This window comes from Streptomyces typhae, assembly GCF_009755605.1.
Taxonomy (GTDB): Bacteria; Actinomycetota; Actinomycetes; order Streptomycetales; family Streptomycetaceae; genus Streptomyces; species Streptomyces typhae.
This window is the reverse complement of sequence record NZ_WPNZ01000001.1, coordinates 509,147-524,310: the sequence shown is the minus strand read 5'-3', so window position 1 is coordinate 524,310 and position 15,164 is coordinate 509,147. Positions and strand designations below refer to the sequence as shown.

Here is a 15,164-nt window from a genome sequence, read left to right as displayed (position 1 = left end):
AAGACAGGCACGTACGGGGGGAATAGGGGGAGCAATGCCTCGTTGGAAGGCGCTACCGGATGATCTCGACCCTCAGGTCAGGGAGTTCGCGAGTCAGTTGCGCAGGCTGGTCGACCGCAGCGGGCTCAGCATCGCCGCGGTGTCGGACAGGACCGGCTACAGCAAGACGTCGTGGGAGCGCTATCTGAACGGGCGGCTGCTCGCCCCCAAGGGCGCGATCGTCGCGCTCGCCGAAGTCACCGGTACGCCACCGGTGCACCTCATCACCATGTGGGAGCTCGCGGAGCGCGCCTGGAGCCGCTCCGAGATGCGGCACGACATGACGATGCAGGCCATACGCATCTCGCAGGCGCGCGCCGCGCTCGGCGAACTCGCCTCGAAGCCGGAGGGGAGTTCGAAGGGGGCCAAGGGCGGCAAGGGCGCCAAGGGCGGCAGCGGTGCCAAGAGCGCCAAGGACTCCTCGGAGGCCAAGGGGGCCTCGGGCTCCGCGAGTGCCGCGAGTGCCGTGAATTCCACGGGTTCCCCGGGCTCCGCTGCGGCCGCGGCGGCCGCAGCGGGCACGGCCCCCCACGCCACCGACACCCCCGACGTCCCCAAGGGGAGCGGTCCCGGGCGGGCGTCGCGGGGCGGCGTCGGGACCGTGACCGGAGTGGCCGGGCCCGCCGGGGTCTCGCCGACGGTGCCGCCGGTGCCGCGGCAGCAGCCCGCCGACCGGGAGCCCGAGACCGTGCGGTACGGGGTCCAGCCGCGGCCGCTGCCGGGGGCCCCCGCGGGACCGGCAGGGGCGGCCACGCCCGCCTCGCGGTCGTACGAGGCGTCGGCGCCGCCCGGCTCGGTGGTCCCGACGGCTTCGGTGCCGCCGGTGCACCCGGGCGGGGGGCCGGGGGCCGGCGGCAAGTCGCCCGACGGGGAGCGGCGCAAGCGGAAGCTGACGATGTTCCTCGCCGGTGTGCTGGGGGCGCTCGTGGTGATCGCGGCGGCCGTGTTCCTCACGGACCTGGGCAAGGGCGACGACGACAAGAAGGCGAAGCCGTCCGCCGCGCCGTCGACGTCCACGGCGAAGCTGCCCCCCGGGGTCAAGTGCAGCGGGGCCGCCTGCGCCGGGAAGGACCCCGAGAACATGGGGTGCGGCGGGGAGCTCGCCCGGACCACGTCCCGGGCGACCGTCGGCGCGAGGACGCTCGTCGAGGTGCGGTACAGCAAGACGTGCGGGGCCGCCTGGGCGCGGGTCACGCTGGCCGCGCCCGGGGACGAGGTGCGGATCACCGGGGGCGGCGCGGGGGCGGGGGCGCAGCGCGGGACCGTCGACGGGGTCGACGGGTACACGCCCATGGTGGCCGTGCGGGACGCCGCCGCAGCCAAGGCGTGCGTGACGCTCGCCTCCGGCCGGACCGGCTGCACGCAGTGACTGGCGCAGCGGAGACGTTGAAAGTTGTTGGGAGTGGAGGCGCATGCCGGGGGGATCCCAGGGCAGACGGAAGCTACCCCCACGGGAGTGGTCACACCCCCACGCGGCCGCTGCCTCCTCCCCCCCCCCCGAGGCGGCGGCCGCCCTCCCCGTGCGGCGGGGGCGTCCTCCCCGTGCGGCGGGGGATACCCCTCAAAGGCCCAGGGACCAGGCCCTGTGGGGTGGTCCACAGGGCCCCATCGTCCCCGGTGCGGGACGGCGCGGTAACCTGACGCCGGATCTCTCTTGATGCCAAGAGATCGATCATCGAGAGGCGATCGACGAGGGTGTCGGCAGGGGATCCAGCACAAGGGGCAGGGACCCCCACCGCCAGCTGTCTTACGGAGATCGCCATGACCCGCACTCCCGTGAATGTCACCGTCACCGGCGCAGCCGGCCAGATCGGCTACGCGCTGCTGTTCCGCATCGCCTCCGGCCACCTGCTCGGCCCGGACGTGCCGGTCAACCTGCGCCTCCTGGAGATCACGCCCGCGCTGAAGGCCGCCGAGGGCACCGCCATGGAGCTCGACGACTGCGCCTTCCCGCTGCTCAAGGGCATCGAGATCAGCGACGACCCGAACGTCGCCTTCGACGGCGCCAACGTCGCCCTCCTCGTCGGCGCCCGCCCCCGCACCAAGGGCATGGAGCGCGGCGACCTCCTGGAGGCCAACGGCGGCATCTTCAAGCCGCAGGGCAAGGCCATCAACGACCACGCCGCGGACGACATCAAGGTCCTCGTCGTCGGCAACCCGGCCAACACCAACGCGCTCATCGCGCAGGCCGCCGCCCCGGACGTACCGGCCGAGCGCTTCACCGCCATGACGCGCCTCGACCACAACCGCGCGCTCTCGCAGCTCGCGAAGAAGACCGGCACCTCGGTCTCCGACATCAAGCGCCTGACCATCTGGGGCAACCACTCGGCGACCCAGTACCCGGACATCTTCCACGCGGAGATCGCCGGCAAGAACGCCGCCGAGGTCGTGAACGACGAGCAGTGGCTCGCCGACACCTTCATCCCGACCGTCGCCAAGCGCGGCGCCGCGATCATCGAGGCCCGTGGCGCGTCCTCCGCCGCCTCCGCCGCCAACGCCGCCATCGACCACGTGCACACGTGGGTCAACGGCACGGCCGCCGGCGACTGGACCTCCATGGGCATCCCGTCCGACGGTTCGTACGGAGTGCCGGAGGGCCTCATCTCCTCCTTCCCCGTCACCGCCAAGGACGGCAAGTACGAGATCGTCCAGGGCCTGGACGTCAACGACTTCTCCCGTGCCCGCATCGACGCCTCCGTCAAGGAGCTCGAGGAGGAGCGCGAGGCGGTCCGCGGCCTCGGCCTCATCTAGTCCACCAGTACGTACGGGTACGTACGGGAGAGCCCCCGACGCGGTACGGCGTCGGGGGCTCTCCCGTACGCGGAATCTTTCGGGGGACAGTTGTCCCATTCCCCGGACACCCACCGCCCGCTCCGCTAACTTGCGCCGCATGCAAGCCGATTCGCCGCGGCGGCCGTCCCGACGGCAGCGTCGCCGGGTGCCCCGCCAGTACGCGCACACCGAGGCCACCCGGCTGCTCAGCGCGGGCACACACGTCAACGCGGCGTTCCGCAGACGCGTCGTCGAGGAGCTGGTCGGGCACGCGGAACGGCCGGTGGCGCCGCCGCTCGGCGCCGACGTCCTTCCGGTGCTCGCGCACGCGCTGCGCGCCCGCCGCGACGAGCTGGTGACGGCGCTGCTGCTGCTCGCCGTCTGGGTCGGGTTCCTGGTCACGGACGCCGTGCTCCTCTGGGACGACCTGGAGGACCGCGCGGGCGGCGACGCGGGGCTCTCCGCCGCCGACATCGCCTGGCTCCCGTTCGGCAGGGAGGCCTCCGGCGCGGGCGACGCGGAGCCCGGCGGCGGCCTCGGCGGCATGGTGCCGGGCGGCTGGGCCCTGGCGTACGCCCTCGTGGTGGTGCTGCTGTGGTGCGCGCGGAGCGTGGCGGGCCGGGACACGGGCGTCGGGGAGCCGCTGCGGCCGGTGCCGCTGCCCGCGCCCCTCGCCTGGCTGCGGCGGCGCTTCGGCTGGCTGCTGACGTACACGGCCTGGTCGGCCGCGCTCGCGTACGCGGTGGCCGCGCTCGACGGGATCACCGACACCCCGTACCCGGTGATCTTCCCGCTCCTGATCGCGGCCGTCGTCTGGCGCCACACCACCGTGCGGGCCCGGACACTGCGCGCGCAGCTGGCCCGGCAGACCTTCGCCGAGACCGAGCAGCCGCGCCTGCCCGCCTGGTACGGCCGCATCGAGCGGTGCATCCGCCGCGAGCAGGACGCCTCCCTCACCCTCTACGACGTCAACCGTCCCTTCGTCGGCGCCGGAACGCCCCGCAAGCCCTGGTCCGTCGTCCTGGAACTGAAGCGTGCCGCCGCCGAGGGCGACGGAACCGGGGCCGACGGCGCCGGGCCCGGCCCCGCCGGGGCGAACGGCGGTGTGCCCCGGCAGCAGACCGCTCCCGTGACGCTCACCGCGAACGACGTCATCGCGATGATCGAGCCCCGCCTGGAGGCCCTGCGCACCTCGGCGGCGGCCACCAGCAGGGACCGGCTGCGGCAGCTGGAGATCGAGGAGTTCGTCTACCTCCCCGCGGGCGTCGGCCGCGACGAGGAGGTGTACACGGGCGAGGGCACGCGGCAGGCCCTCGTGTACGCGCGGGACCAGGCGGACCGGCACCTCGACGAGTCCGCGGGCGAGGGCGGCGAGGCCCGCCGCCACTTCCTGCGCATCCGCGTCGGCGCCTGGAACGAGCAGGTCGTCGTCACGCTCCTGGTCCGGGTGCACACGCAAGGAGGCATGCTCGTCCTGGAAGTGGTGCCGCACGTGCTCGGCCCGGTCAGGTCCGAGTTCCGGGCCGTCGACGCGCTCGTGGCGGGTGAGCCGGACGGGCCGCTGCGCGACGCGGCCCGCGCCGTCGTCGCCGCCCCCGTGCACTCGGTGGCCCTCGGCATCACGGCCCTGCGCTGGCTGCCCTCGCTCGGCGGCGCGCTGCGGCTGTGGCTGACGGCGCCCGCGGCCGACCGCCGCCACGCGCCCCGCCCGGCCGGCACGGCGGGGGCCCTGCGGAGCCTCGGGCGGCTGCTGCGCGCCGGGGCCGCCCGCCTCTGGCCGGAGCCCGGCCGCGCCCCCGACGCCCCGCTGGTCTCGCTGCGCCAGGTCGCAGCCACCGACGACCTCTCGCTGTTCCAGGAGATGGACGTCGCCCGCTACACCCGCACGCTTCAGGACCGCATCGGTGAGGGAGTGCGCGACGCGCTCAAGGAGGGCGGCTACCGCACGGACCGCCTGGAGCAGCACATCACGCAGATCAACAGCGGTGTCTACATCAAGGAGATGTCCGGCGGCGCCCTCGCCACCGGCACTCACGGCCAGGCCACCCACATGGACAAGACCTCCGCGTGAGCGGACCCCGGCCCCCTTCTTGCTTCATTGCCCCTTACGGGAGGAACCTCATGAGCAGTGACGACCAGCCCGCGGGCGGCGGCGCGAGCGTCCACATCGGCGCCGTCCACGGCGGCTCCCTGGCCTTCGGCGACCACGGCAAGGCCGAGTCCACCAACTACACGACGGTGGTCTCCGACCGGGCGCGCGGCGACCTCCTGACCGCCGTCCGCACGCTCCGCCGGGAGCTGGGCGAGGGCGCGCGCACGCCCGAGGACGACGAGATCGCGGCCCGCCTCGACGACATCGAGGGCGAGCTGAGCCGCGCAGGACGCGCGGAGCGAGGCGTCCTCGTCCGCCTTCGCGACCGCCTCACGGAGTACGCGCCCGCCGCCACGACGGCCGCGTCCGTGACGGCCTTCCTCCAGGCCGTCGCCGGCGTCCTGGGCTGACCGTGCGGATCTACGATAAGGACCGGCAGGAGTGGGTCGGCCCCGAACAGGAGCGGGCGATCGCGGCGCTCCACGACCGGGACGCCGGGCGGCAGCGCACCGCCCTGCGCGGCGCGGTCGCGGTGCTCGCGGTGTGCGGCCTCGCCTTCGGCACCTGGGCCCTCGGCTGGAAGGACGAGCCGAAGCCGACGGCGTACCTGACGCAGCCCCAGCCCCGACCCGAGCCGGGCACCGGCACGGACGGCTCCGGAGGCGACTCGGACACGACCGGCACGGAGGACGCCGCGCAGCCCTCCCCGGACGGCGGCCCGCCGTCCGGCTACGAATCCGTCGACGACGACGAGGGCTTCAGGACCGCGGTGCCCGAGGGCTGGCGCCGCAGCGGGCAGCAGGCCCAGAGCGGCACGTCCATGGACATCGTCAACTACCGCAGCGACGACGGCAGTCGGCGGCTCCAGGTGTACGAGGTGAGCGAGCCGTCCCCGATGGCCTCGTTGCAGGTGTACCTCGACGACACGCAGGTCCCGAAGTCCAGCGGCTTCGAGCAGCTCTCCCTCACCAGCCCGGACGCCCCCCGCCCCGCCGCCCGCCTCACCTACCGCACCGACAAGATCACGGACGAGCCGGACATCGGCACCTGGTACGTGATCGACCACCGCTTCGAGGCGGAGGACGGCAAGATCTACGCCCTCGCCGCGTACGGGGCTGAGGCGGACGGCACCCAGGACGAGAAGGAGTTGGTCGCGACCGCCCTGAAGTGGTTCTGCCCACCGCTCACTTACTGCCCGCAGCCGGACGGGAGCTAGCGGGAGCTAGACCGGGATCTTCTCGCCGCCCCGGTCCCGCCCGGAGAAGCCCGCCCACACCACCGCCGCCGCGACGATCACCACGATCCCGACCACGCGCAGCGCCGCCGCCATCCCGGATGTGAAGTCCGCGGCGCCGCCCGCGTGGCCCGTGCCGGTGTGGTCGGCGAGCACCGTGCCGGTGACGGCGACACCGAGGGCGGCGCCGATCTCCCGTGCGGAGGTGCCGAGCCCGGAGCCGAGGCCCGCCTGGCGCGGAGGCAGCGCGGAGACCACGCTCATCGTCAGGGCGGGCATGCACAGCCCCGTACCGGCGGAGATGACGAGCAGCCAGCAGGCGTACACCGCGTACGGAGTGCCCGCGCCGACCGTCGAGGTGGCGAGCAGCCCCGCCCCGACGAGCAGCAGACCGCCGCCCGCCACGGGCCTCGGCGACGCGGCCCAGCGCGCCGCGAACCGGGGCACGAGGGCCATGCCCACGGTGAGCGGCAGGATGGCGAATCCGGCGCGCGCCGCCCCGTACCCCTGCACGTACTGCAAGTACTGGGAGTTGACGTAGAACAGGGCGAACAGGCCGAAGAACCCGGCCGCCGTGCCGAGGGTCGCCGCGCGCAGCCGCGCGGAGCGGAAGACCCGCGGGTCGACCAGCGGGGCGGGGGAGCGCAGCGCGTGGGCCGTGAACAGGGCGAGCAGCACGGCTCCAGCCGCGAAGGCCCCCAGGATCCTCGCGGAGGCCCACCCGTGCATCGGGCTCTCGATGATGCCGAAGAGGACGGCGACCAGGCCCGCCGTGAGCAGCAGCGTGCCCACGGGGTCGAGGGCCGGGGCGGCCGGGGTGCCCGCCGAGTGGTCCGTGCGGGGCACCGCGCGGGCCGCGGCGAGGGCGAGGACCGCGGCGAGCGGCACCATCACCCAGAACAGCGCGCGCCACGACAGGTACTCGCCGACCAGACCGCCCCCGGCGTTCCCGGCGAAGCCGCCGAGGCCGACCGCGAGGGTCCAGGAGGCGAGGGCGCGCGGCCGCTGCTCGGGCGGCGCCACCCGCATCAGGATCGACATGGTCGCGGGCATGATCAGCGCGGCGCCGGCACCGGAGACGCCGCGGCCCGCGATGAGCAGGGCCGCTGAACCGGCGAGCGCGCTCACCGCGGCGCCCGCGGCGAACAGGCCGATCCCCGCGAGCAGTGCGCCCTTGCGGCCGTAGCGGTCGCCGAGCGCGCCCGCCGGTATGAGCAGACCCGCGAAGACGATGACGTAGGCGTCGACGGTCCACAGGAGTTCGCTGGCGGAGAGGTCGAGACCGGACGCGCTGAGCTGCGGGAGCAGCAGATTGATGGCGGCGACCATGCCCTGGGCGACGAGGACGCAGGCGCACAGGACGAGGAGAGCGGAGCGCTTGAGAGGGCCCGGGGGTCGCGGGGCTCCCGGGGCTCCCGGGTCCCCGGGGGAGGGCGGTGTGGCGGCGCGGCGGGTGGACGGAGAGTGGGCAGGCGCGGGCAAGGCTCCTCCTCGGGGAGCGGCGTGGTGGGGATGGAGCCACCGTAGGCTCGCCGCATACCTGCTTTCCAGTGCAACTTGTGCAAGGGATGATTGCGTGTGACGCAAGGAGAAGTACGACCTGATGAGGGCATGGACGGCCCCTACGGGGGCGATGCGGGCGTGGACGGCCCCTATGGGGGCGGTGCGGGCGTCGACGGCGCGGACCGCGTGGACCGCGCCTACGGGGACGTGAGCGGCGTCGATCTCAATCTGCTGCTCGCCCTCGACGTGCTGCTCGACGAGCGCAGCGTGCGCGGTGCCGCTGCCCGGCTGCATCTGTCGGAGCCCGCGACGAGCCGCACCCTCGGCCGGGTCCGCAAGGCACTCGGCGACCCCGTCCTGGTGCGCGCGGGCCGTCAGATGGTGCCCACGCCGTACGCGCTCGCCGTACAGGCGGAGGTGAGCGCGGTCGTCGAGCGGGCGCGGGCCGTGTTCGCGGGCCCCGGCGCGCAGGACCTGCGGGCGCTCTCGCGCACCCTCACCGTGGTCGGCCAGGACGCGTTCGCCGCGGCGTGGGCGCCCCGACTGTTCGCCCGCGCGGCGGCCCAGGCCCCGGGGGTGCGCCTCCGCTTCCTGCCGGAGAGCCATCTGTCCGCGCCCGTGCTCCGCGACGGCACCGCCGACCTGGAGGTCGGCGTGATCGACACGGTCGCGCCCGAGGTACGGGTCGAGCACCTCCGCGACGACGTGATGATGGGGGTCGTACGCCCCGGGCATCCGCTCCTGGACGCCGAGGTGACACCGGAGCGGTTCGCCGCCGGTGACCACCTGGCCGTGTCCCGGAAGGGGCGGATGAGCGGACCCGTGGACGCGGCCCTCGCGGAACTCGGCCTGCGCCGCAAGGTCGTGGGGAACGTGGGGACGTACCCCGCCTCCCTCTTCATCCTGCTCCACACCGACCTCGTCGGTCTCTCCATGTCCTGGGCCCGCCCCCTGACCGACACCCTCGGCCTGGTCACCTTCCCGCTGCCCCTGGAACTGCCGCCGCTCACCCTCGGCATGGCCTGGCACCCCCGCAACGACGCGGACCCGGCGCACGCGTGGCTGCGGGGGTGCGTGCGGGAACTGCTGCCCAGGCCGGGAGGTGACACGTATCCACGAGGCGAGTGACACACCGCACTTCCGGCCGTCGAATGTGCATGCTTTCCCCGGAGAGGGGCAGGTGCTCCCGGCTACCACGAGTGATCAGGTGGGGCAAAAGGCAGCGAATGCCGAAGAATGCCAGGAACGGAAGGCAGCAGGGACGTGTCCGCACAACAGACCATCCACGTGGCGGGAGAGTGGCTGAGCGCCGCTTCCGGCGCCACCCGCGAGATCATCGACCCCGCGGATGCCAAGCCGTTCGCGGTCATCGCCGAAGGCGGCACGGACGACGCCGACGCGGCGATCGCCGCCGCGCGCCGCGCCTTCGACGAGGGCCCCTGGCCGGGCACGCCGGTCGCCGAGCGTGCCGCGCTGCTGCGCCGCGTCGCCGACCTGCTCGTCCGCGACCGCGAGAAGATCGGCCTCCTGGAGAGCCGGGACGCGGGCAAGACCGTCGAGGAGGGCCGCGTCGACGTCGACTGCGTGGCCGACGCCTTCCGGTACTTCGCCGACCTCGTGATCGGCGAGGGCGCGGGACGTGTCGTCGACGCCGGGTCCGACGACATCCACAGCGTCGTCGTGCACGAGCCCATCGGCGTCTGCACGATGATCACTCCCTGGAACTACCCGCTGCTCCAGGCCAGCTGGAAGATCGCGCCCGCCCTCGCGGCCGGCAACACCTTCGTCATCAAGCCGAGCGAGATCACGCCCCTGACGACGGTCGCCCTGATCGAGCTGCTCGTCGAGGCCGGACTGCCCGAGGGTGTCGCCAACATCGTCACGGGCCCCGGCCACACGGTCGGCGCCCGCCTCGCCGACCACCCCGGCGTCGACCTCGTCTCCTTCACGGGCGGGCTCGTCTCCGGCACCAAGGTCGCCCAGGCCGCCGCCCTCGGCGTGAAGAAGGTCGCCCTGGAACTCGGCGGCAAGAACCCGAACGTCGTCTTCGCGGACGCCTGCGCCACCGACGAGGGCTTCGACACCGCCGTCGACCAGGCACTGAACGCCGCCTTCATCCACAGCGGACAGGTCTGCTCCGCCGGTGGCCGCCTCATCGTCGAGGAGTCGGTGCGTGAGCGCTTCGTCGCCGAGCTGGTCCGGCGCGCCGAGCGGATCCGCCTCGGCCGCGGCACCGAGGACGGCGTCGAGTGCGGCCCGCTCGTGTCGGAGGAGCAGCGCGAGAAGACCGAGGGATACGTCGCCTCCGCGCTGGCGGAGGGCGCCGTGCTGCGGTGCGGCGGCAAGCGGCCCGAGCCCACCGACGCGCGCCCCGCCACCGGCTACTTCTACGAGCCGACGGTCCTCGACCAGTGCCACCGCGGGATGAGGGTCGTCCGCGAGGAGGTCTTCGGTCCTGTTCTGACCGTGGAGACCTTCCGCACCGAGGACGAGGCCGTCGCCCTCGCCAACGACACCGAGTACGGGCTCGCGGGCGCCGTGTGGACCGCCGACTCCGGCCGCGGCCGCCGCATGGCCCGCCGGCTGCGCCACGGCACCGTCTGGATCAACGACTTCCACCCCTACCTGCCGCAGGCCGAGTGGGGCGGCTTCGGCAAGAGCGGCGTCGGCCGCGAGCTGGGCCCCGCGGGGCTCGCCGAGTACCGCGAGGCCAAGCACATCTACCAGAACCTGGCGCCGCAGCCGGTCCGCTGGTTCGCCGGCTGACCACCGGAACCACGCAACGAGACGCGCGGGGCGGGACACACCGCCCCGCGCGCGCCACGTTCCGAGCACCCCCCCCGCGCACTCCCGCACCCCCGCTCATTACGCGCGAGCACCTTGCACGACCTCGCAGGAAGAGGAGCACCCACGCATGTCTGACCAGACCGAGTTCGACTACGTCATCGTCGGCGGCGGCACCGCAGGATCGGTGATCGCGTCCCGCCTCACCGAGAACCCGGACGTCTCCGTCGCCGTCATCGAGGGCGGCCCCAGCGACATCGACCGGGACGACGTCCTGACGCTGCGCCGCTGGCTCGGCCTCCTCGGCGGCGAACTCGACTACGGCTACACCACCACCGAGCAGCCGCGCGGCAACTCGCACATCCTGCACAGCCGCGCCAAGGTCCTCGGCGGCTGCTCCTCGCACAACACGCTGATCTCCTTCAAGCCGCTGCCGTCCGACTGGGACGAGTGGGAGGAGGCAGGTGCCACCGGCTGGAACGCCGCGTCCATGGACCCCTACTTCGGCAAGCTGCGCAACAACGTCGTGCGCGTCGCGAAGAAGGACCAGAACCAGATCGCCACCGACTGGGTCGAGGCCGTCAAGTCCGCCCTGGACGTCCCCGAGGTCGTCGGCTTCAACGACCGGCCCTTCGAGGAGGGCGTCGGCTTCTTCGACCTGGCGTACCACCCGGAGAACAACAAGCGTTCCTCCGCGTCCGTCGCCTATCTGCACCCCCACATGGAAGCCGGTGACCGCCCCAACCTCCACCTCTTCCTGGAGACGTGGGCGTACAGGCTCCAGTTCGAGGGCAAGACCGCGCGCGGCGTCCACGTCCGCGCCAAGGACGGCGCGGAGCGGCTGCTGACCGCCCGCCGCGAGGTGCTCGTCTGCGCGGGCGCCGTCGACACGCCCCGCCTCCTGATGCACTCCGGCGTCGGCCCGGCGGGGGACCTCGAAGCCCTCGGCATCCCGGTCGTGCAGGACCTGCCGGGCGTCGGCGAGAACCTCATCGACCACCCCGAGTCGGTCATCGTCTGGGAGACGAACGGGCCGATCCCCGGCAACTCCGCGATGGACTCCGACGCGGGCCTCTTCGTGAAGCGGGACCCCGGCCACAAGGGCCCGGACCTGATGTTCCACTTCTACCAGATCCCCTTCACCGACAACCCGGAGCGGCTCGGCTACGAACGCCCCGAGCACGGTGTGTCGATGACGCCGAACATCCCCAAGTCCCGTGCCCGCGGCCGCCTCTACCTCACCTCCGCGGACCCCGAGGTCAAGCCCGCCATCGACTTCAGGTACTTCGAGGACGAAGGCGACTACGACGGGCGGACGCTCGTCGACGGCATCAAGCTGGCCCGCAAGGTCGCCGAGGCCGAGCCGTTCAGGAAGTGGCTCAAGCGCGAGGTGTTCCCCGGCCCGGAGGTCACCGACGACGCCGAGATCGGCGAACTGGTCCGCAAGGCCGCGCACACCGTCTACCACCCCGCGGGAACCTGCCGAATGGGTGCTTCCGGTGATGGACTCGCGGTGGTCGACCCCGAGTTGAGGATCCGGGGCCTGGAAGGAATCCGTATCGCGGACGCATCCGTCTTCCCGACGATGCCCGCCGTGAACCCGATGATCGGAGTGCTCATGGTCGGGGAGAAATGTGCCGAGATGCTTGGGGGTGACGGCCGATGAGCGCAGCCGTGGTGACGACGGAGGACAAGAGCGGGACGACCGGCGAGGGCCCCGTCTTCGCGGTGTCGAACCTCTGGAAGGTCTTCGGCCCCAAAGCTGATCGAATACCGGGCGACAGCGAGCTGACCGCCCTCGACCCGGCCGAGCTGCGCGAGCGCACCGGCTGCACCGCCGCCGTGCGGGATGTCTCCTTCGAGGTGAACAAGGGCGAGGTCTTCGTCGTCATGGGCCTGTCGGGCTCCGGCAAGTCCACGCTCGTACGCTGTCTGACCCGGCTGATCGAGCCGACCTCGGGCAGCCTCGCCATCGACGGTGAGGACGTCCTCGCCATGGACAAGGCCCGCCTGCGCGAACTGCGCAGGCACCGCGCCGCCATGGTCTTCCAGCACTTCGGCCTCCTGCCGCACCGCTCGGTCCTCGACAACGTCGCGTACGGCCTGGAGATCCAGGGCGTCGGCAGGGCCGAGCGCCGCGCCAAGGCCCTCGCAGTGGTCGAGAAGGTCGGCCTCGAAGGCCTGGAGCAGCGCAGGCCGGGCCAGCTCTCCGGTGGCCAGCAGCAGCGCGTCGGCCTGGCCCGCGCCCTCGCCGTCGATCCCGAAGTCCTCCTGTTCGACGAGCCGTTCAGCGCCCTCGACCCGCTGATCCGCCGCGACATGCAGGAGGAAGTCGTCCGGCTGCACCGTGAGGAGGGCCGCACGATGGTCTTCATCACCCACGACCTCAGCGAGGCCCTCAAGCTCGGCGACCGCATCGCCCTGATGCGCGACGGCCGTGTCGTCCAGCTCGGCACCCCCGAGGAGATCGTCGGCTCCCCGGCCGACGACTACGTCCGTGACTTCGTCCGCGACGTGGCCCGCGCCGACGTGATGAGCGTCCGCAGCGCGATGCGCCCCGTGGGCGAGGGCGAGGACACCCCGGGCGCCGCCCTCGCGCCCGACGCCAAGGTCGCCGAGGCCATCGAGGCCGTCGCCCGCTCCGGCTACCCGGTGCGCGTCATGGACGGCAAGCGCTGCCTGGGCGTGGTGGACCACGCGGGGCTGCTCGCGGTGGTCGCGGGCACGGACCCCGCAAGGCCCGCGTCCGCGCCGGGCGAGGTGGTCGCCTGATGGCCACCGCCACCGCTTCCACGCCCGCACGAGATACGGGAATCGGCGCGCTCCTGCGCCACCGCGCCGTCGGCAAGCTCCTGCTGCTCGCCGTCGCCGCGGCGGTCCTCGTGCCGATCGTCGACGCCAGGTGGGCCTCCGGCGCCTGGCCGGACGCCCTCACCGTCGACCTGACCGAGCCGCTGGGGAAGACCACCGACTGGATCATCGACAACCGCGACAGCCACTGGCTGTTCACCCACTTCCTCGGGCACGTCTCCAACGCCATCGTGCTGTCCGTGCGCGGCGTCTACCTCGTGCTGCTCGCCGCGGGCTGGGCCGGGGTGACCGTCGGCGCCGGCCTCGTCGCCTGGCGCGTCGCGGGTGTGCGGCTCGCGGTCCTCGCGTCGTCCGCGTTCGCCGTCTGCGGTCTGCTCGGCATGTGGGTGCCGACCATGCAGACGCTCGCCCTGATGATCGTGGCGGTCCTCGCCTCGGTCGTGATCGGCCTGCTCCTCGGCCTCGCGGGCGGCCTCAACGACCGGATCTTCCGCATCCTGCGCCCGGTCCTCGACACCATGCAGGTGCTGCCCGCGTACGCGTATCTGCTGCCGTTCGCCCTCGTCTTCGGCATGGGCGTGCCCGCGGCCATCATCGCGACGGTGGTGTACGCGGCTCCGCCCATGGCCCGGCTCACCGCGCTCGGCCTGCGCGGCGCCGACGGCGGCGTGATGGAGGCGGTGACCTCGCTGGGCGCGACCGGACGCCAGCGCCTGCTGTCCGCGCGTCTGCCCCTCGCGCTCAAGGAACTCCTGCTCGGCGTCAACCAGACCATCATGATGGCCCTTTCCATGGCCGTCATCGCCTCCGTCATCGGCGCGGGCGGCCTCGGCGACCGCGTCTACCAGGCCCTGTCCACCGTCGACGTGGGCCAGGCGCTCGCCGCCGGTATCCCCATCGTGCTGCTCGCCGTGGTCCTCGACCGTGTCACCGGTGCCGCCGGTGAGCGCGCCGGCGCCCCCGCGGACGACCGCTCGCCGCTGCGCGGCCGGCGCGGCTGGTCCTTCGCCGCCGCGGTGACCGTCGTGGCCGCGCTCGCCGCCCGCTTCGCGGACCGTGTGGACTGGCCGGTCGACTGGGTCGTCGACATCGCCCCGTCCGTCAACACCGCCAAGGAGTGGATGGTCGACCACATCTACACCGGTGTGCCCGTCGTCGGCGGCACCGCCGACTGGGCGGCGAACTTCACCACGTGGGTCCTCAACCCGGTCCGCGACGGCCTCCAGGGCCTGCCCTGGTGGTCGGTCCTCCTCGTCGTCGCCGCGCTCGCCTGGGTGATCGGCACCTGGCAGACCGCGCTGACCGCCGTCGCGGCGATGGCCGCCATCGGTGTCCTCGGGGTGTGGAACAAGTCCCTCGACACGCTCGCGCAGGTCCTCGCCGGTGTCGCCGTGACGCTGGTGCTCGGCTTCGCGATCGGTGTCGCCGCGTCCCGCAGCAAGCGCCTCGAACGCCTGCTCCGCCCGGTGCTCGACGTCTTCCAGACGATGCCGCAGTTCGTGTACCTGATCCCGGTCGTCGCCCTCTTCGGCATCGGCCGTGCCCCCGCGGTCGCCGCGGCCGTCGTCTACGCGCTGCCCGCCGTCGTCCGCATCACCACGCAGGGCCTGCGCCAGGTCGACGCCGCCGCGATGGAGTCCTCGCGCTCGCTCGGCGCGACCAGCTGGCAGCAGCTGCGCCAGGTCCAGCTGCCCCTCGCCCGGCCCGCCCTGATGCTCGCCCTCAACCAGGGCGTCGTCCTGGTCCTCGCCGTCGTCGTCATCGGCGGTCTCGTCGGCGGTGGCGCGCTCGGCTACGACGTCGTGTTCGGCATCGCGCAGGGCGACCTGGCGACGGGCCTGGTGGCCGGTGTCGCGATCGTCTGCCTCGGCCTGATGCTGGACCGCGTCACGCAGCCCACGGCGCGCCGCGCGAAGAAGGGAGCCTGAC

The 15,164-nt window shown here is 73.3% G+C and carries 11 protein-coding genes; 10 read left to right on the top strand and 1 reads right to left on the bottom strand.

All coding sequences use genetic code 11. From position 1 onward, the window contains the following. Window positions 1–34: 34 nt before the first annotated feature. The 5 genes from GPA10_RS02265 to GPA10_RS02245 all read left to right on the top strand — a co-directional run bounded on the left by GPA10_RS02265 (window position 35) and on the right by GPA10_RS02245 (window position 6,119). The gene (locus GPA10_RS02265) at window positions 35–1,408 is read left to right on the top strand and encodes an XRE family transcriptional regulator (protein ID WP_157163967.1); all 1,374 of its coding nucleotides are present in this window, start codon (window positions 35–37) and stop codon (window positions 1,406–1,408) included. 392 nt (window positions 1,409–1,800) lie between these two features. Next, the gene (locus GPA10_RS02260) at window positions 1,801–2,790 is read left to right on the top strand and encodes a malate dehydrogenase (RefSeq protein WP_157163966.1); all 990 of its coding nucleotides are present in this window, start codon (window positions 1,801–1,803) and stop codon (window positions 2,788–2,790) included. Between the two features lie 187 nt (window positions 2,791–2,977). Continuing rightward, window positions 2,978–4,882: a hypothetical protein gene (locus GPA10_RS02255; protein WP_157163965.1), complete on the top strand. Its 1,905-nt coding sequence runs from the start codon at window positions 2,978–2,980 to the stop codon at window positions 4,880–4,882. A gap of 50 nt (window positions 4,883–4,932) precedes the next feature. After that, window positions 4,933–5,313 (top strand): hypothetical protein, encoded by a 381-nt coding sequence (locus GPA10_RS02250; RefSeq protein WP_058848200.1) that lies wholly within the window; start codon window positions 4,933–4,935, stop codon window positions 5,311–5,313. A gap of 2 nt (window positions 5,314–5,315) precedes the next feature. Beyond that, window positions 5,316–6,119 (top strand): hypothetical protein, encoded by an 804-nt coding sequence (locus GPA10_RS02245; RefSeq protein WP_157163964.1) that lies wholly within the window; start codon window positions 5,316–5,318, stop codon window positions 6,117–6,119. 6 nt (window positions 6,120–6,125) lie between these two features. Here the strand turns inward: GPA10_RS02245 and GPA10_RS02240 are convergent, their stop codons facing one another. Then, complete coding sequence (locus GPA10_RS02240) at window positions 6,126–7,619, bottom strand: MFS transporter (RefSeq protein WP_157163963.1); 1,494 nt, start codon at window positions 7,617–7,619, stop codon at window positions 6,126–6,128. 96 nt (window positions 7,620–7,715) lie between these two features. Between GPA10_RS02240 and GPA10_RS02235 the strand changes: the two genes are divergently transcribed. The 5 genes from GPA10_RS02235 (at window position 7,716) to GPA10_RS02215 (ending at window position 15,163) form a co-directional block, all read left to right on the top strand. Further along, window positions 7,716–8,768 carry a LysR family transcriptional regulator gene (locus GPA10_RS02235; RefSeq protein WP_425505643.1) on the top strand — a complete coding sequence of 351 codons (1,053 nt, stop codon included), beginning with the start codon at window positions 7,716–7,718 and terminating at the stop codon, window positions 8,766–8,768. A gap of 108 nt (window positions 8,769–8,876) precedes the next feature. Further along, window positions 8,877–10,406 carry an aldehyde dehydrogenase family protein gene (locus GPA10_RS02230; RefSeq protein ID WP_157163962.1) on the top strand — a complete coding sequence of 510 codons (1,530 nt, stop codon included), beginning with the start codon at window positions 8,877–8,879 and terminating at the stop codon, window positions 10,404–10,406. A gap of 148 nt (window positions 10,407–10,554) precedes the next feature. After that, on the top strand, window positions 10,555–12,090 hold the full coding sequence (locus GPA10_RS02225) for a GMC family oxidoreductase (protein WP_157163961.1): 1,536 nt from the start codon (window positions 10,555–10,557) through the stop codon (window positions 12,088–12,090). Further along, window positions 12,087–13,196 carry a quaternary amine ABC transporter ATP-binding protein gene (locus GPA10_RS02220; RefSeq protein WP_058848204.1) on the top strand — a complete coding sequence of 370 codons (1,110 nt, stop codon included), beginning with the start codon at window positions 12,087–12,089 and terminating at the stop codon, window positions 13,194–13,196. Before GPA10_RS02225 ends, GPA10_RS02220 begins: the two co-directional genes overlap by 4 nt. Next, window positions 13,196–15,163, top strand: a complete 1,968-nt coding sequence (locus tag GPA10_RS02215) for an ABC transporter permease (RefSeq protein WP_157163960.1) — start codon at window positions 13,196–13,198, stop codon at window positions 15,161–15,163. Before GPA10_RS02220 ends, GPA10_RS02215 begins: the two co-directional genes overlap by 1 nt. Window position 15,164: the final 1 nt, after the last annotated feature.